This is a genomic window from Pseudovibrio exalbescens DSM 16456, assembly GCF_000422785.1.
GTDB lineage: Bacteria > Pseudomonadota > Alphaproteobacteria > Rhizobiales > Stappiaceae > Pseudovibrio > Pseudovibrio exalbescens.
In genome coordinates this window covers 476,896-493,889 of the sequence record NZ_AUGS01000002.1, presented here as the reverse complement: position 1 = coordinate 493,889, position 16,994 = coordinate 476,896, and the positions used below count along the sequence as shown (strand labels likewise).

The 16,994-nt window shown below is 54.3% G+C and carries 16 protein-coding genes; 14 read left to right on the top strand and 2 right to left on the bottom strand.

What is annotated here, in order from left to right; genetic code table 11:
- Nucleotides 1–65 precede the first annotated feature (65 nt).
- Nucleotides 66–1,865, top strand: a complete 1,800-nt coding sequence (pabB, locus tag G512_RS0104815) for an aminodeoxychorismate synthase component I (RefSeq protein WP_028480735.1) — start codon at nt 66–68, stop codon at nt 1,863–1,865.
- A 31-nt stretch (nt 1,866–1,896) separates the two neighbouring features.
- Here pabB and G512_RS0104810 read toward each other — a convergent pair whose 3' ends face one another.
- Both G512_RS0104810 and G512_RS0104805 read right to left on the bottom strand, forming a co-directional pair.
- The gene (locus tag G512_RS0104810; protein ID WP_162143361.1) at nt 1,897–2,469 is read right to left on the bottom strand and encodes a nucleotidyltransferase family protein; all 573 of its coding nucleotides are present in this window, start codon (nt 2,467–2,469) and stop codon (nt 1,897–1,899) included.
- 137 nt (nt 2,470–2,606) lie between these two features.
- Complete coding sequence (locus G512_RS0104805; protein WP_081657373.1) at nt 2,607–3,245, bottom strand: nucleotidyltransferase family protein; 639 nt, start codon at nt 3,243–3,245, stop codon at nt 2,607–2,609.
- A gap of 433 nt (nt 3,246–3,678) precedes the next feature.
- On the opposite strand from G512_RS0104805, the gene G512_RS20015 reads away from it, so the two are divergent.
- The 13 genes from G512_RS20015 to G512_RS0104735 all read left to right on the top strand — a co-directional run bounded on the left by G512_RS20015 (nt 3,679) and on the right by G512_RS0104735 (nt 16,991).
- Entirely contained in the window at nt 3,679–4,713 is a 1,035-nt protein-coding gene (locus tag G512_RS20015; protein WP_036488476.1) for a TRAP transporter substrate-binding protein, read from the top strand.
- Between the two features lie 90 nt (nt 4,714–4,803).
- Nucleotides 4,804–5,316 (top strand): TRAP transporter small permease, encoded by a 513-nt coding sequence (locus tag G512_RS0104790; protein ID WP_028480731.1) that lies wholly within the window; start codon nt 4,804–4,806, stop codon nt 5,314–5,316.
- Complete coding sequence (locus tag G512_RS0104785) at nt 5,316–6,596, top strand: TRAP transporter large permease (protein ID WP_028480730.1); 1,281 nt, start codon at nt 5,316–5,318, stop codon at nt 6,594–6,596. Before G512_RS0104790 ends, G512_RS0104785 begins: the two co-directional genes overlap by 1 nt.
- 9 nt (nt 6,597–6,605) lie before the next feature.
- Entirely contained in the window at nt 6,606–7,451 is an 846-nt protein-coding gene (locus G512_RS0104780; RefSeq protein ID WP_028480729.1) for a dihydroorotate dehydrogenase electron transfer subunit, read from the top strand.
- A complete protein-coding gene (locus G512_RS0104775) occupies nt 7,445–8,386 on the top strand; it encodes a dihydroorotate dehydrogenase (RefSeq protein WP_028480728.1) in 942 nt (313 codons plus the stop codon). Before G512_RS0104780 ends, G512_RS0104775 begins: the two co-directional genes overlap by 7 nt.
- Nucleotides 8,383–9,654: a Zn-dependent hydrolase gene (locus G512_RS20010; RefSeq protein WP_036488473.1), complete on the top strand. Its 1,272-nt coding sequence runs from the start codon at nt 8,383–8,385 to the stop codon at nt 9,652–9,654. The genes G512_RS0104775 and G512_RS20010 overlap by 4 nt, the downstream gene beginning before the upstream one ends.
- A 1-nt stretch (nt 9,655) precedes the next feature.
- A complete protein-coding gene (pyrC, locus tag G512_RS0104765) occupies nt 9,656–10,711 on the top strand; it encodes a dihydroorotase (protein WP_028480727.1) in 1,056 nt (351 codons plus the stop codon).
- Between the two features lie 36 nt (nt 10,712–10,747).
- Complete coding sequence (locus tag G512_RS0104760) at nt 10,748–11,443, top strand: orotate phosphoribosyltransferase (RefSeq protein ID WP_028480726.1); 696 nt, start codon at nt 10,748–10,750, stop codon at nt 11,441–11,443.
- A gap of 154 nt (nt 11,444–11,597) precedes the next feature.
- Entirely contained in the window at nt 11,598–12,107 is a 510-nt protein-coding gene (locus G512_RS0104755; RefSeq protein WP_028480725.1) for a hypothetical protein, read from the top strand.
- A 143-nt stretch (nt 12,108–12,250) separates the two neighbouring features.
- Entirely contained in the window at nt 12,251–13,066 is an 816-nt protein-coding gene (locus G512_RS0104750; protein ID WP_028480724.1) for a methyltransferase, read from the top strand.
- A gap of 125 nt (nt 13,067–13,191) precedes the next feature.
- Nucleotides 13,192–14,130 carry a 2Fe-2S iron-sulfur cluster-binding protein gene (locus G512_RS0104745; RefSeq protein WP_028480723.1) on the top strand — a complete coding sequence of 313 codons (939 nt, stop codon included), beginning with the start codon at nt 13,192–13,194 and terminating at the stop codon, nt 14,128–14,130.
- 355 nt (nt 14,131–14,485) lie between these two features.
- The gene (locus G512_RS0104740; RefSeq protein ID WP_028480722.1) at nt 14,486–15,847 is read left to right on the top strand and encodes a substrate-binding protein; all 1,362 of its coding nucleotides are present in this window, start codon (nt 14,486–14,488) and stop codon (nt 15,845–15,847) included.
- 112 nt (nt 15,848–15,959) lie between these two features.
- Nucleotides 15,960–16,991 carry a branched-chain amino acid ABC transporter permease gene (locus tag G512_RS0104735; RefSeq protein WP_028480721.1) on the top strand — a complete coding sequence of 344 codons (1,032 nt, stop codon included), beginning with the start codon at nt 15,960–15,962 and terminating at the stop codon, nt 16,989–16,991.
- The last annotated feature ends 3 nt before the right edge of the window (nt 16,992–16,994 follow it).

Genomic DNA, 16,994 nt, shown 5'->3' with positions numbered 1-16,994 from the left:
TTATATGCCGCGCTGTTCCTGTTCTTCCGCTGCCCATTTGGCGGGGCAAGTGTGCGTTGGGGTCAATGACAGTTTTCGATGAAGGCACGGTTTTACTGGTAGACCGGAAAAGCCGGTGTGGGGCACGGCTTTACAAATCTCCAGGCACGGTTGTGAGATGCACAGAGCTGAGTGAAGCCAACAAGTACCTGCAGCGACTAGACTCCCTGCGCGCCTCTGGGGCTCATCTGGCCGGTTTCTTTTCCTACGAATTCGGCTGGGCTTTCGAACCGAAGCTCACATCTCGCCCACTCTCTTCTTCAACGCTGCCGCTCGCATGGTTTGGTGCCTATAAGCCCCCCCAAGAGCTGAATGCGCAAGAACTTGACGCCTGGCTTGACGCCGCCATGGACAACACTCGGGGGACAGCACTCCACATCAAGGGATTTGACCTGAGCCGATCGGAATACGACGCGGCTTTCCGCGCCACACAAACGCATCTCGCACAAGGGGACATTTATCAGATCAACCTGACCATGCGTGCCGAAGCGATGTTGGAAGGAGATCCGATCAGCCTGTTCCGCAAGCTGTTATTTCAACAGCCGGTTGACTATGCCGCCTTGATGAAGATTGACGGCTATCTGGTGCTTTCCATCTCGCCGGAGCTTTTCTTGAAGCGAGAGGGTCAGAATCTGACCTGCAAGCCCATGAAGGGAACCGCTGCCCGCGGAAGAACGGTCGCGGAGGATCGCAAGATCACGCAATGGCTCGCAAACGATGCCAAATCCCGCGCGGAAAACACCATGATTCTTGATTTGATGCGCAATGATCTGTCCCGCATCGCCAAGCCCGGCAGTGTTTGCGTTCCCTCCCTGTGCGAGGTCGAAAGATATCGCAGTCTGTTTCAAATGACATCTACCACGACAGGTCAATTGCGCGATGGTGTAGGACTACCGCGGATAATACAGCGTTTATTTCCCTGTGGCTCGATTACCGGTGCGCCCAAATTGCGCGCAATGGAGATCATCTCTGATCTGGAAGCAACGCCCCGCGGCGTTTACACCGGCTCCATCGGCAGCATCGACCCTTCTGGGGATTTCTGTTTCAACATAGCCATCCGAACACTGGTTGTAGATGAAGACGGCCAGGGAACCCTCGGCACCGGTTCCGGCGTGGTTTATGATTCCGGCGCCGCGCCTGAGTACGATGAATGTCTGTTGAAGTTGCAGGTCTTCGCTGAACCCGTTGAGCCGTTCACGCTGTTCGAAACGATGCGCTGGACACCTGAAGACGGCTTTTTTCTGTTGGAGCGGCACTTGCGGCGCCTGATGGAGAGCGCTGCCTATTTCGACTTTCCCTTTGATGCCTACAACGCCGAAAGCGCGCTGTGCACTGCGGCCGAACAGTGGCCAGCAAAGCCGCATCGCGTCCGGCTGGATCTGGATGATCAGGGATGCATCTCAATAGCGCCGACCGTCTTGGCTCACGAAGACGAAGAGCAATGGACAGTGTGCATAGCCAAAGAACCGGTCTGCGCACAGAACCGTTTTCTCTTTCACAAGACCAGCCACCGTCAGTTTTATGATCAAACGCGCGCAGCCTATCAGAGTAGATGGGGATGCCGTGAGGTGCTGTTTTGCAACGAGGATGGTTTCATTACCGAAGGTAGCTTCACAAACCTGTTTGTTGAGCTAGATGGCAAATTGCTAACGCCGCATTTGCACCACGGGTTATTACCGGGAACGTTTCGAGCGGGCCTGGTGGATTATGGCTACGCTGAGGAAGCCGACATAACACCCGACATGGTCCAACACGCATCCGCAATATACCTTGGCAACAGTCTACGTGGATTGGTTCCCGTCCGACTATTGCCCCTTCAATCCTGAGGTTGACGGGTTTGTGCTCAGAGCTTCAGCCTTAGCAGGTGAACCCTGCCGGCCACAGCCGCTGAAACAAGTTCACTTCCCGCAGGTATAGAGTATCGTTTTGGCCAAAAGGATTTGGAGCAAGGTCCGCTTTGAACAGCGACGTGAGGCCAAAGGGCGCCACGCAATTCAGCGAGCCATCAGCTCCCAAACGGACACCAGCAGCCAAAGCCTTTAACGGGCTGTAGAGGACCGCTTCATCGACACAGGAGACAATGTTTCCCACCAGTTGCGATCGTTCCTTGGCCACATTTACAATTTGCAGATCAAAGCGTTCATCCATCACGACACGGCGCAAATTTTGGATGACCTTCGGTTCCACCCCAAGGGCGGCAGGTTCGGGTTCGTAGCACAGCACGCTCAGCGGCATGCGCGTCTGGTGTGCCGGCGCGCCGAGGAGAGACGAATACACCACGTAGGTCAGGGTACGGCCGCTGACGCACCAATCTCGCAACCCAATGGATCGAATCCCGCGTAGCGCCCCCATCATTCCCGGCGTACTTGCCATCAGAAGTTTGAGCACACATTGGCGCTCATATTCACAAGTCGCCTGCGGATCGGCCAACCGTGCTGGATCCAATCGGACAAGATCAGAATTTACACCTGACTGAGACACAGGATGCGTGGGCATTTTCGCTCTCATTGTTGGCGACAGAGACTTCTCCGTCACAGAAGGCCTCCTGCAAACCGGGCCCGAACTCGCTACCAATCAACTATCTTGACGGGTGGCCAGAGACGTTTCAGCCGTGCCGACTTTTCAAGATGGGTGGCCTTGTTATCTATTCTATAGTTCGGTACGAGCTCCATTTCAAAAACAGCCCTCAGACCGAAAGGCGCATGCACCTTGATCTGCCCCGTCTCTGGTGTCCTCGCCACGGCAACTGCGTGGGTCTTGGAGGCATAAAACTCCAACGACTGGGTCGCGCTGCTCAATCGCGGATAACAGGTTCCGAACCGCTCCGGGAACCACAGATGAACACGAGCCTGATTGCGAACCTCAACGGGGATGTTCATTGCTTGGGTGGCCGCCTCAACCCGGCGGATGACTGCATCTTCCGCCTCCCACGACAGATCTGATCCATCAAAGTAAATCAGATCATAGTCCTTAATCCCGTAACCTTGCGGATAACCGAGCAGAGCATTCCATACGTTTTGATAGATTGCGCCAGAAACAATCCATGCATCTGGCAATTCAAGGCGTTCGGCCGTTGCTAATAGTTCCGTCAGCACTGGATTGGCGACGACGAGCTCGCGCAGGAACTCAACCAGTTGCTCTTCCGTTGCTCTTTTCAGTGTCGGATCACCATACTTGGGGAACTTGGTCAGTATCTCGTGCGTCATCTGCCCCTCGCCAGTCTTATCGCGAGGCATGATGCGGGCAGATAATAAGAACTTCAATCACTCCACCCGCCTTTCCAAGCAACAAACCCAAAAACACGCATGCGTGCACTGGCAAAGCAAGCTGATACTCAAATTGGCAGAGTGCCCCATTATTGAGCAATATTCAGCGTGGAAAAAAGGCACTCAGGATTCGCAGCTTGTTGCCAATTGACATGAAGCTAAGTAATTTGAACCTTTATTGCTGAATTTCTCAATGAATATAATGAGAAAAAACTTTTCTTTTTACCCCCCAAACACTATGAATATATGCAGTTTCACGTAGCCAGCAAACGAGGGAATGCGCTAAATTAGCTCAATTCTTCTCAACAATGTTGACAGAAGGATCGGTTCGTGTAGATGTGCCAACGCCTTCATATATTGTATCGGGGAAATCATGACGCACTTTTCCAAAGTAGCCCGGTCCGCGATTGCCTGCGCAATCACGTCCGGAGCGTTTTTTGCTGCCGTATCGTCAGTTAATGCAGCCGACTACACAGCCCAGATTGGACACCTTGAATCCACTGCCCAGTCCCGGCACATCATGCTGGAAAAAGTGGCTGATCTCGTCAAGGAACGCACAGATGGTGCGGTTGAGTTCCAGATCTTTCCGCAGGGCCAGCTTGGTAACCAGCGCGAAATGACAGAGGGCGTGCAGCTCGGCATCATTCAGGGCACCGTTTCACCCGCCGGTTTCCTTGGTGGCTTCAACCCAGCGGTTTCCGTTCTCGACATTCCCTACCTGATGCCTACAGACACGGAAAAAGCGCAGAAAATTCGTGGTGGTGAGTTCGGAGAAGCGCTGCTGGCGACCTTTGATAGCCGCGGCGTCAAAGGCGTTGCAGTGTGGCCTAATGGCTGGAAACACATGACCTCCAATCAGCCGCTGGAAAAAACGGCTGACTTTGAAGGCCAGAAATTCCGCGTCATGGACTCCAAAATCCTGATCAGCCAGTTCACATCACTTGGCGCTTCAGCCATCGTTCTGCCTTTCAACGAAGTTTATACATCGTTGCAAACAGGCGTTGTTGACGGCCAGGAAAACCCGCTGGACACCATTCAGCGCATGAAGTTCTATGAAGTTCAGGATCATATGGTCCTTACCAACCACGGCGCATTCGAAGACGTGGTGCTGTTCAACCAGGCATGGTGGGCGTCCTTGCCTGAGAACTATCAGACCATTATCACGGACACTTTCGAGGAAGTCATTCCGGAGCTGGTTGCCCATAAGGCGGCAGCTGCCGACGAAGCTCTGGCAGTCATCAAGGAAAGCGGCACATCCATTCGCGAACTCAGCGATGCTGAACGTGCGGAAATGCGCGAGATGATGTACCCAAAGGCTCGTGACGCTTACCTTGAAGCAACAGGTGATGAAGGTCAGAAGCTGATCGACATCTACGAAAAGGCTTTTGCTGACGTTTCAGCGCAGTAATCAATCAAGTCCACTAGGGAGGGGCGCGGCTTGGTATGCGGCGCCCTTCTTGCTTTTCAAGTCAGCCTCGACTTGTCCAGGAGATAGATCGTGAAAGCGCTCAACCTGCTCCGCCTGGCGGAACGAACAACCATCGTCACGCTGTTTCTCGTGATGGTTTTCCTGTTCTTTTCCAACGTACTGGTTCGTGAGCTTGCCAGCTCGTACACAGCCCATTTCGCATGGATTGAAGAAGCTGTGCGCCTGCTTAACCTGTTTCTCGTTTTCTGCGGGCTGGGTTTGGCTTTGGAGCGCGGCCGTCATGTCAGCATCGACACAATTCGCAACAAACTGCCTGAAGCAAAGCGCAAATGGCTTATCAGAGCCGTCGATGCATGCGGAGTTCTGATCTCCTTTTACGTTGCCTTGCTCGGTTATCGTCTCATGATTTTCGTCCTTGGCACAGGTCAGAAGAGTCCTACCCTCGACTTGCCAATGGGGTGGATTTATCTCGCCCCTGTAATCGGTTTTTCTCTTCTTGGACTGCGGTATGCCTTGAACCTGTTCGGCGTCATAGATCGCTTCGCCAATGCACCTTCGGCAGAAGAAAGCGAGTCCCTGTAATGATTTTCATCCCCATCGTTCTCGCCGCCGTTCTGCTTGTTCTCGGCTTTGAAATGCTGCTTGTTCTTGGCCTGCCAACTCTGGCGGTTAAGGAGATGTTCTACGGCCACATCCCCGAGGCCGTTTTCGTTCAAAAGCTTGTTGGTGGCATCAACCACACCACGTTGCTCGCCATTCCATTCTTCATCTTTGCAGCCCAGTTGATGGGCGCAGGTCAGATTGCGCGACGCCTCACGGATTTTATTCAGACACTGGTAGGCCATACCCGTGGCGGCATGGGCCACACGACCATCGGTGCTTCCATGCTGTTTGGCTCAGTGTCCGGCTCGGCCCCGGCGACGGTGGCTGCCATGGGACGCATGGTTTACCCGCGTCTGCGTGAAACCGGCTTTTCCGACAAATTCAGCACTGGACTCATTGTTTCCAGCGCCGAGACAGCACTGCTGATCCCACCGTCCATTACCATGATCATTTATGGCTGGATGACGGGAACCTCAGTCGCGCAATTGTTTGCAGGGGGCTTGGCTATTGGCCTGCTACTCGGCCTCGCCTTTGCGGTCATGGTCATGTGGCAAGCCCATCGTTCGCCGATCAAGACATATGAACGCACGACCTGGGCAGAACGGTGGACCAGCTTGAAGCGCGCCGGCTGGGCCCTTGGCATGCCCGTGATCATTCTTGGTGGGATTTATTCCGGCTATGTCACTCCGACCGAAGCCGCGGTTACCAGTGTTGTTTATGCGATTTTCGTCGAGATGGTTGTCTATCGACACCTGACCATCAAGGATCTGTTTCACCTCACAGAACAAAGTGCGATCCAAACCTCGGTCATTTTCATCCTGCTGGCTTTCGGCGGTGTGCTGGCCTTCTTTGTGACATTGGCTCAAGTGCCCGCGTTCATCACGGGTTTTCTCGCTGATATCAACGCAGGGCCGATCATGTTTCTCATGATCATCAACCTGTGCTTTCTCATCGCAGGCATGTTCATTGATCCGAACTCCGCGCTGATCTTGCTGGTCCCGCCGTTGTATCCAGTCGCCCTCAGCCTCGGTATTGATCCAATTCACTTCGGTATGATCGTGACGCTGAACATAAGTCTGGGCATGATAACACCGCCGTTTGGACTGGATATATTTGTCGCCTCTTCCACGCTCCACAAGCCCGTGGCGACGATTATCAGCGGTGTCTGGCCGTTTGTGGTCACCAACCTCGTTGTACTGGGGATTGTGACCTACGTTCCGGATATCTCCTTATTCATTCCACGCCTCATATTCGGATAGGACTTAACAATGACAGGTCAGGTTCATTCACCGGCTTCGGATTCCACCGAGGCCGGCCCAAAGGCATTTGAGGCAGTATGCACCGTCAAGTCCAATGACTTGGCCAACGACGCCTATCGCCTGCTGGTTCTCGACGCGCCCCGCCATATTCTCAAGTGCCAACCCGGCCAGTTCTTCCATCTGCTTTGCCCCGTGACCGATCAGCACCAGCCCTATCTGCGCCGGCCGATGAGCATCTACAGCTTTGACGAAGAAGTCGGAGAGCTGGCTTTCTTGTACAAGGTGGAGGGAGAAGGCACCAAAGCCATGGCGACGTTGACACCAGGCGACAGCTTCAACGTCCTGGGCCCCCTCGGCGTCGGTTATTCCATCAAGCCAGATTGGAACAACTTGCTATTAGTGGCGCGCGGCGTCGGCCTTGCAACACTAGCCCCATTGGCACAGGAAGCAGCCCGGCTTGGGCGCAAGCTGACCGCCATTTGCAGTGCCCGTTCAGAAGCGGCGCTTTTGTCTACCGAACACTTTCGCCGCTTGGGTACGGAAGTCATCAGTGTAACGGATGAGGACGGCTCGTCTTCCGTCGACAATCTCCGCCGCCTGATCGAGGCTCGTATCGCCGAAGAAGGCGTGGATGCGTTTTACACCTGCGGCTCCAACCGACTGCTCAAGCTTTTGCAGGAACTGGGTAAAAAGCACAACATCCCCGGTGAAATCGCGTTGGAACAACAAATGGCATGCGGTCTGGGCATGTGCCAGTGTTGCGTTCGCCCTTTCCGCAAAGGGGACGACATCGTTCAGCTGCGCGTGTGCAAGGAAGGCCCCGTATTTGACCTTCAGGAGGCAATGGGATGGTAGACCTTTCCGTATCCGTAGGCAGTTTGACACTCAAAAACCCGATCATGCCCGCATCTGGCACATTCTCTGAAGACCTTTCTGATGTGCTGGACCTGAACCGTCTCGGAGCTCTGGTTGCAAAAACCATTACCCGCGAGTTGCGAAGCGGCAACCCGACACCACGCGTTTGCGAAGTGCGGGGATCCATGCTCAATTCAATTGGCATTCCGAGCAAGGGCGTTGACTACTTCCTTCAAAACACCGTGCCATTCTTTCATGAATACGACACGCCATTCGTTGCATCGATTTCGGCTGGCACGGCCGACGAGTTTGCCGAGTTGTGCGAACAAGTAAGTGTCCCCGGTGTTTCCGCCATTGAGGTGAATATTTCCTGCCCGAACATCGAGGAAGATGGGAAGGCGTTCGCCATGCGCCCCTCCACAACACTATCCGTGATGGAGAAGCTGCGCGGGGCGACAGACTTACCCTTGTGGGCCAAACTTACGCCCAACACCGGCGAAATCATTGAGGTTGCACAGGCAGCGGAGCATGGAGGAGCAGACGCACTAGTGGTGGCCAACACCTTGCTCTCCATGGCCATTGATGTGCGCACCCGCAAACCCAAGCTGGGTAACCTTATGGGCGGGCTTTCCGGCCCTGCCCTCAAACCAATTACCCTGCGCATGACCTACCAATGCGCCAAGGCTGCCAACATTCCCGTAATTGGCTGTGGTGGAATCACGACACTGAATGATGTGTTGGAGTATTTGATCGCAGGCGCCAGCGCCGTGCAAGTTGGCACTGCAACGTTCATCAATCCCACCGCCATGACGGCGCTGGTAGACCAACTGACCACATACATGGAAGAGGAAGGACTGGCTGATCTGTCCTCAATCATCGGTTCCGTTCGAGATGGTGAGGCAGCAGATAGTCAGTTTCTGGAGGCAACTTCATGACTCCGACCAATCGACGCTTCAGCGAGCCGGACGAAAAGCTCGCCCGCAAGCTGTTTGATCACTTCAGACGGGAGACTCGGGATGTGGAGGGCGTGAGCCGTCCGGCTTATTCCGACATGGAAACCAGTTCTCTGAAGTACCTTGAGGAATTCGCAGAAGGACGCGGCCTGCATGTAGAGTACGACGCAGCAGAGAACGCGGTATTTTCGCTGCGAGAAGACGCGAAGGCCACTCAGTTCGTTCTGATCGGTTCACACATTGACAGTGTGCCGCAAGGTGGCAACTTTGACGGGCTGGCCGGCATCCTCGCAGGCCTTCTTTGCTTGCTCAAGGCAAAGGAAACTGGCGTTCGTTTCAAGCGCCCTGTGAAAGTGATCGCATTGCGCGGTGAGGAAAGCGCTTGGTTCGGGCCCTGCTACATAGGCTCAAAGGCGCTCTTGGGGCGCTTGAACGCTGAAGAGTTGAATGCACGCCACAAGGGCGACAAGCGCACTCTCGCAGAGCACATGCACGATATGGGCATTGTTCTGGAACCAATTGAACAAGGCGAACCACTCCTATCTCCATCATCAGTATTGGAGTATCTGGAACTGCACATCGAGCAGGGTCCGCTGCTGATCGAGAAAAAGCTGCCAGCCGGAATCGTAACAGGCATTCGAGGTAATTTCCGACACCGCAACATCCGGTGCATCGGTGAGGCAGGACACTCCGGTGCGGTTCCAAGGGCATACCGACATGATCCTGTTTTTGCCCTTGCAGATCTTCTCACGCGACTGGATGACAGCTGGCTTACGTTGCTGCAAAAAGGGAACGATCTTGTTTTGACCAGCGGTATTGTGGGCACAGACCCCGAACGCCATGCCATGACACGCATTCCGGATGAGGTCAGCTTCTCGCTCGACGTACGCAGCCAAAGCAAGGCCGTTTTGCAAGGCATGCGTGAGATGCTGGCGCAGGAAATGACGACCATCGAGGAAGATCGCGGGGTCCGGTTCGTTCTGGATGATGAGCATTGTGTAGAGCCTGCGCTGTGTGATTCCCGCATTGTCGCCGGGCTGTCGTCCGCGATGGGCGATCTGGGATATGATCCATTCCAGATGGCCAGTGGCGCGGGGCATGACGCAGCGGTTTTCGCCAATGCAGGCATTTCAACCGGGATGGTTTTCGTTCGCAACCGGAATGGCTCGCACAATCCACTTGAAGCGATGGAGATTTCCGATTTTATGGTCGGTACAGAGATATTCTACAGCTACCTGATGGAGAATTAGGATGACCGAGATCAGCAGACTGACCATTCGACAGCCAGATGACTGGCACCTCCACCTTCGCGATGGCAACATGCTGACGGCCGTTCTTCCTCACACCAGCGAGACCTTTGCGCGGGCAATCGTAATGCCTAATCTCGTGCCCCCGGTGGTGACAGCCGCAGATGCGTCTGCCTATCGGGAGCGCATTATGGCCGCCCTGCCAGATGGCCATAACTTCACACCGTTGATGACCTTGTATCTAACCGAGGACACGGACACCGAGGATCTGACCACTGCGTTTTCATCGGGCTTGGTATCGGCCGTGAAGCTCTATCCGGCAGGTGCCACAACAAATTCCCAAAGCGGCGTTCGCGATATCGAGAAGATCATCCCCGTTCTTGAGCGCATGGCCGAATTGGGCATGCCATTGCTGGTGCACGGTGAAGTCACCGATCATGATGTGGACATCTTCGATCGGGAGGCGGTCTTCATTGACCGGGTTCTAGATCCCATTCGTAGGCGCATCCCCGGCCTCAAGGTCGTGATGGAGCATATCACCACAAAGGAAGGTGTGGCCTACGCGGAAGCGGGGGATGACACACTCGCAGCCACCATCACAACACACCATCTCATCATCAACCGGAATCATATTCTTGTGGGAGGCATCAAGCCGGACTTTTATTGCCTGCCTGTTGCCAAACGAGAGGAACACCGGCTGGCGCTGCGCAAAGCTGCAGTGTCCGGTAACCCGCGCTTCTTCTTGGGTACGGACAGCGCGCCCCATACGGAGGCGAATAAAATCTGTGCATGCGGCTGTGCAGGCATTTTTACGGCTATCAATACGATGAGTTGTCTGGCACATGTTTTCGCTGAAGAAGGAGCCTTGAACAAACTTGAAGCGTTCACCTCCTTGAATGGGCCCGCCTTTTATGGCATGGCTCCAAACGATAACACAATTGACCTGGTCAAGAGCAATGCGCCTATCAGTTTTCCGCGGCAAATCTGGAGTGAGGACGGCCCGGTAACTGTTTTTGATCCCGGGTTTGAACTTTTCTGGAAAGTCGAAAAATCAAGATAGGCACTCTGGCCAGAACTGCTGACTAGAGGAAGCCTCATGTTTTCCAATTCTTTCCCAGAGCCTGAACTGATGGCGGAAATCACCGCGAAAATGCTGATGGAAATCAAAGCCGTCCATTTTCGCCCGGAGGAGCCTTATACCTTCACCTCTGGTCTGGCCAGCCCGGTTTATATCGACTGCCGGAAGCTGATTTCCTATCCGCGTATCCGCAACACACTGATGGACTTCGCCACCGCTACAATCCTGCGCAATGTGGGGTTTGAGCAGTTTGACGCCGTTGCAGGCGGCGAAACTGCCGGCATTCCATTTGCTGCATGGATTGCAGACAAGATGAATGCGCCGATGCAGTATGTCCGCAAGAAGCCGAAAGGCTTTGGACGTGACGCACAGATCGAAGGCCATGTTGAAGAGGGCAGCCACATCCTGTTGGTGGAAGATCTCACAACCGATGGCGGCTCGAAGATCAAGTTCTGTGAAGCACTGCGCCGTGCAGGTGCAGAAGTCACCGATACTCTCGTCGTTTTCTACTACGATATCTTCCCGGAGACCAAGGTAAAGCTGGCCGATCACGGCCTCAACCTGCACTACTTGTGCACATGGTGGGATGTGTTGCGCGTTTGCCAGAAGAACAACTACTTCGACACAGCAACCTTGAAGGAAGTTGAGAGCTTTCTCACCAACCCGCTGGAATGGTCAGGCAACCATGGCGGCGTGACGGAAATTTCAATCTGATCTCACGGATTGTGATCCTGCTTTGACGCGGCGTCTTCACGCCGCGTTCTCTTTTTTGCCCCAGATAATCGACTAGTCTGAATTTAGCCCTCCATCGGCTGGGATAGTCAGACCTTTGCCAATCGGTAGCCTAACCGTCGAGAGCGGAGGCTGCATGCGTCGATTCTGGCAAATTTTCATTGGTGCATTGTTCGGGATGCTTTGTCTGACCAGCGCCGGTTTGGCAGACGCTTCGGAAATCACATCTGTACGAACCAATCGCGCCCCTCCGATTCCGAACGTTCTTGGGCTATGGACCGCCGTAAAGCACGACGCAATATACTGGCACCGTGACACGACCTCTGAGCACACAGGCCGCTTCTCGCTTGAATTCGAGAGCCAGAATGGACCGCTTGTGGAAGGCGTTGTGCACTGGGACAATGATCCGGAAAAAGGGCCGGGACATGATGGCGCATCGGAGACCCACCGTGCGTATCAACCAATGATCGGCACCCTTGGCTATGATGGAGAGACCCTCCATCTGGTTCAACATCCTGATGGTGGTTACCTGAGCGGTCGCTTCTTGAACACCGACACCCTTGAAATAATCTATGCGGAAGACGGACCACATGCGGTTGTCGGGCGTTTCATCCTCATTCGGCAAAATGCGTTGCGCGGCCAGTAAAAGCCGCATCAGAACGATCTGACACGCTAAAGACCCATTCGGCGCGGCGGCGCGCCCATACACAAACCCAGCCGCCGTTTGCATTCGAGACAGCTATCCCCTATAGCCGGTGACATTACAACCACTGGCACGGATCCGATCTAATGAGCAGTATTGATGATGACGCCCTCGCCGAGGCCTATAACCGCGCCCTTGATCTTGAAAAGGCAGGTAAACTTGACGAGGCGGCCGAGGCGTATGCGGAAGTGCTTCGACTGGATCCGGCTGATCATGGTGGCGCGGCTGTCCGTCTGGCCAGCATGGGACGAGGATCGACGCCACCAAAGGCCCCTGATGCATATGTAAGTACGCTGTTCGATCAACATGCGGAGGTGTTTGACTCCGTGCTTGTTGACCAATTGGGCTACTCCGTGCCTCTTCAAGTTCGTGCTCGTCTGGATGAGATCGCCCCAGGTCCCTATGCCCGTCTGCTGGATTTGGGATGTGGAACAGGCCTCACCGGCGAAGCCCTGGAAGACGTGACCGAAGACAGGACAGGCGTCGACATCTCCGAGGGCATGGTTGAGATCGCAGATGAAAAAGAAGTCTATGATGCGCTTTATGTCAGCGAACTCGTTCACTTCCTTAGCGCAATCGACGCACCGCAATGGGATCTGATTGTCGCCACTGACGTCCTGCCCTACATGGGCGACCTTGAAGCTTTCTTTGCCGGACTGGCACGGCATTGTGCCGCTGACGGAATCCTGGCGTTTTCCAGTGAGACACAACCTGATGATACGTTCGGCTCCGCGTCATTTCGGGTCGGCCAGTTCCAGCGTTTTGCGCATCGGAAAGAGTATGTAACCGCTCTCCTTGAGGCCAATGGATTCACCTGCCTTGAAAGCAACCCAATCATAGTTCGATATGAACAAGGTCAACCGGTGCCCGGCCATTTGTACCTTGCCCGGAAACAGAGCTGAATAGATCGCATTTGACTAAAAACACACAGATCGCGCCAACGGTGTTTTTCGCCGTGGCGCGCTGTGATATAGAACCCCTGTTTGCTCTTGTATCGGTGTCTCTCGACCCACCTCGGGGTTTTTAAATGACCGCGCCAGCTCATCTTTTGAAACTCAACGGCAAAGCCTGTCGGGCTGCGTCGGGACAAACCCTGCTTGATGCAGCTCTGGACGCAAATATCCATGTGCCGCACGATTGCAAGAGCGGTTTGTGCGAGGCCTGTCGCGTCAGCGTGATGAACGGCAACGTCGACGCCGCCGGGACCGAGCTGAAAGCTACGGTTCTGGCATGTCAGACAAAGCCGCAATCAGACTGCGATATCGAATGGGATGGCCAGGCCGAGCCCGTGGAATGGCGCGGGCGTGTCTGTCACTTTGAGCCTTTGAGCGAGGATCTCATTGAGTTTGATGTCCGTTTCCAAGGTTCGCCCGCATGGATGACAGGTCAATATTTCAAGGCGCAGTGGAAGTCGGGCTTTGAAGTTCAGGTGTTCCCGTGTTTCTCGATGGCCCGCCCGCCCGAATTCAACACCATAACGTTTCACTTATGGCCTGAAACCCTGTTTGATGGACTTCACCGTCCGCGTAACCCGCTGAAGGACGGCAAGGCAATCAAACTCTTCGGGCCTTTTGGGACCTCTTTCTTGCGCTTTGAGGACGAACGCCTGATCCTCATTGCCAACGAGCAAGGGATAAGCGCGATTTGGGCACTCGCAATGGCAGCAACGCGCGGGCAACCCTTGCGCCCCAAAATCGTGTTGGTTGATCAGGCTCTGGCAGAACGCAACGAGTTACAACCAGCCTTCTCCCTACTCGACAAAAGAAACGTGAAGATCGCAGTATTCGATAGTGATGCAGCCGACCTACCTCTTCATTTTCAAGAACTGATTCCAGATCTCACAGAATATGACGCGGTTCATGCGGCCGGTACGTTCCCTGTGCTGCAGGCTACAAAAACGTTGGCCAAGCAAACAGGCTGCACCCTAAGGCCTATACCCCTTCTGGACCCAATACGGACGGTGTAGCCGCAGCTACGAGAAAACCGAAGTTTTCCTATCCAGAATACTCAGTTTTTCTGAGCCTTGAAGCTCAATCACCTATTCGTCGAAGAAGAGATGATAGCCATTCGGCTAATAAATGATAACTGAATGCACATCCCAAGAAATATTTCCCGCATTTTCTACAAATAAACGAATTGTTCTTTCGTCTAGATCCATAAGTTCAATTGCGAACAGAATTTTCTAATCGATAATTTCAACGCTGCGTAACCTGCCGTAGCGTTCGCAGACTACCTCTGCGGAATCTATGTGGTCGGTGGGAGGTTCTCGGCCACGGGGACGCACGCATATCAGGCACACACAGCCTTCCTGGGAGGAATACATGAGCGGATTTCGCGGGACTATCAGCCGCCGCAACTTACTGAAAACGACCGCTGCAAGCGGTATTGTTCTAGCAACCCCCACCATTTTCACCAGTAAAGCATGGTCGCAAAGCGCCTTCGTGAACGACCCCGCCAAGCTTGGCAAGCTGGTGTTGGGTTTCAACGTGCCGCAGACCGGGCCTTATGCGGATGAAGGCGCCGATGAATTGCGCGCCTATCAACTGGCTGTTGAACACCTGAACGGTGAAGGCGATGGCGGCATGTTGAATACCTTCAGTTCTCAAGCGCTAGAAGGGACCGGTATTCTTGGCAACAAAGTCCAGTTCGTGACCGGCGACACCCAAACCAAATCGGATGCCGCCCGGGCCTCGGCCAAGTCCATGATTGAGAAAGACGGCGCGGTTATGATTACCGGAGGATCGTCATCCGGTGTGGCTGTAGCGGTTCAGGCGCTTTGCCAAGAGGCAGGCGTCATTTTTATGGCCGGCCTCACTCATTCCAACGACACCACGGGCAAAGATAAGCGCGCCAACGGTTTCCGTCATTTTTTCAATAGCTACATGTCCGGCGCCGCATTGGCCCCCGTTCTGAACAATGCATACGGCTCAGATCGCAAGGCCTATCATCTGACCGCGGATTACAACTGGGGCTACACAACCGAAGAAGCGATCAAAAGCGCAACTGAAGCCATGGGATGGGAAACGGTCGAGACCGTCAAGACGCCCTTGGCCGCGACGGACTTTTCCGCCTATATCACACCCGTTCTGCAATCTGATGCAGACGTGCTGGTTCTCAACCACTACGGCGGCAACATGGTGAACTCACTCACCAATGCCGTGCAGTTTGGCCTGCGTGATCGGGTCGTGAATGGCAAGAACTTCGAAATTGTGGTGCCGCTGTACTCGCGCTTGATGGCAAAGGGCGCTGGCGCAAACGTCAAAGGCATCTTCGGCTCCACCAACTGGCACTGGTCACTGCAGGACGAAGGTTCCCAAGCCTTTGTGAAATCCTTTGGCACCAAGTATGGCTTCCCGCCGAGCCAGGCCGCGCATACATGCTACGTGCAGACACTGCTTTACGCAGATGCTGTGGCCCGCGCGGGCAGTTTTAATCCATGTGCTGTTGTTGAAGCTCTTGAAGACTTCGAATTTGACGGCCTTGGCAATGGCCCGACGCTTTACCGTGGCGCAGACCACCAGTGCTTCAAAGATGTACTGGTCGTGCGTGGTAAGGAAAACCCAAGCTCAGAGTTTGACCTTCTCGAGATTGTTGAAGTCACACCGGTTGATCAGGTCACTTATGATCCAGATCACCCGCAGTTCGCGGGCGGTGCGCTCGGGACTTGTAACCCTGGCGCATAACGCCCTCGGTTACACCCAAATCGATCCGGCTCTTTTCGCTCTGCGGAAAGAGCCGGGCCATTCTGTCGCTCCTTAAGCGGAACACCTCCAATCACGACGAATGGTCGGACATATGGACGCTATACTCCTGCAGATTCTGAATGGTCTCGACAAAGGCTCGGCCTACGCGCTGATCGCGCTTGGCCTTACATTGATTTTCGGGACATTGGGTGTGGTGAACTTTGCCCATGGCGCACTGTTCATGCTCGGTGCGTTTTGCGCCGTAACCCTTAACAACATCCTCTCACTCTCTTTCACGACCATCGATCCGGACCGCACCGACTTTTTGGGCAATCCGCTGAAAGTGGAAACGCCCTATGTGGAATCATGGTTCGGACCGGAAATCGGCATGGCGATCATTCAGTGGTCGGTACCCTTATCGATCCTCTTTGCGATCCCCGTCATGGTCATGGTCGGGCTCATCATGGAACGTGGGTTGATCAAACATTTTTACCGCCGCCCACACGCTGACCAGATCCTCGTGACCTTCGGTCTGGCCATCGTCCTGCAAGAAATCATCAAATACTTTTTCGGCGCAAATCCCATCCCGACACCGGCTCCACCCGCCTTCGCCGGGAGTTTCGATTTTGGTGCTTCGCTCGGCCTCGAACCAGGCCAGATCATCTATCCCTATTGGAGACTGGTTTATTTCAGCTTTGCCGCCGTCATCATCGCCGCTGTTTTCTGCTTCCTGCGCTACACGACATTTGGCATGGTTGTTCGTGCCGGAATGGCAGATCGCGAAACGGTTGGGTTTCTGGGCATCAACATCAACAAGCGTTTCACGATCATGTTCGCGATCGCTGCCATCGTCGCAGGACTTGCCGGCGTAATGTATGCCCCCATCAACTCACCCAATTATCACATGGGCATGGATTTTTTGGTCCTCAGCTTCGTTGTTGTGGTTGTGGGCGGCATGGGCTCGCTCGCCGGCGCCGTTTTAGCCGGCTTCCTGCTGGGTATATTGGAGAGTTTTGCTTCCATGGCGCAGGTTGTGGCGCTGCTGCCCGGCATCAACCAGATCATCATCTATCTTGTTGCCATCATCGTGTTGCTCACCCGGCCACGCGGTCTCATGGGACGCAAAGGCGTGATGGAGGATTAAGCA

Excerpts from the sequence above, each read along its gene's own strand:
- G512_RS0104785 (WP_028480730.1), top strand. The coding sequence starts at position 5,316 with ATGATTTTCATCCCCATCGTTCTCGCCGCCGTTCTGCTTGTTCTCGGC.
- pabB (WP_028480735.1), top strand. The coding sequence starts at position 66 with ATGACAGTTTTCGATGAAGGCACGGTTTTACTGGTAGACCGGAAAAGC.
- G512_RS0104750 (WP_028480724.1), top strand. The coding sequence starts at position 12,251 with ATGAGCAGTATTGATGATGACGCCCTCGCCGAGGCCTATAACCGCGCC.
- G512_RS20010 (WP_036488473.1), top strand. The coding sequence starts at position 8,383 with ATGACTCCGACCAATCGACGCTTCAGCGAGCCGGACGAAAAGCTCGCC.
- G512_RS0104735 (WP_028480721.1), top strand. The coding sequence starts at position 15,960 with ATGGACGCTATACTCCTGCAGATTCTGAATGGTCTCGACAAAGGCTCG.
- G512_RS0104760 (WP_028480726.1), top strand. The coding sequence starts at position 10,748 with ATGTTTTCCAATTCTTTCCCAGAGCCTGAACTGATGGCGGAAATCACC.
- G512_RS0104755 (WP_028480725.1), top strand. The coding sequence starts at position 11,598 with ATGCGTCGATTCTGGCAAATTTTCATTGGTGCATTGTTCGGGATGCTT.
- G512_RS0104775 (WP_028480728.1), top strand. The coding sequence starts at position 7,445 with ATGGTAGACCTTTCCGTATCCGTAGGCAGTTTGACACTCAAAAACCCG.
- G512_RS0104740 (WP_028480722.1), top strand. The coding sequence starts at position 14,486 with ATGAGCGGATTTCGCGGGACTATCAGCCGCCGCAACTTACTGAAAACG.
- G512_RS0104745 (WP_028480723.1), top strand. The coding sequence starts at position 13,192 with ATGACCGCGCCAGCTCATCTTTTGAAACTCAACGGCAAAGCCTGTCGG.
- G512_RS0104780 (WP_028480729.1), top strand. The coding sequence starts at position 6,606 with ATGACAGGTCAGGTTCATTCACCGGCTTCGGATTCCACCGAGGCCGGC.
- G512_RS20015 (WP_036488476.1), top strand. The coding sequence starts at position 3,679 with ATGACGCACTTTTCCAAAGTAGCCCGGTCCGCGATTGCCTGCGCAATC.
- G512_RS0104805 (WP_081657373.1), bottom strand. The coding sequence starts at position 3,245 with ATGACGCACGAGATACTGACCAAGTTCCCCAAGTATGGTGATCCGACA.
- pyrC (WP_028480727.1), top strand. The coding sequence starts at position 9,656 with ATGACCGAGATCAGCAGACTGACCATTCGACAGCCAGATGACTGGCAC.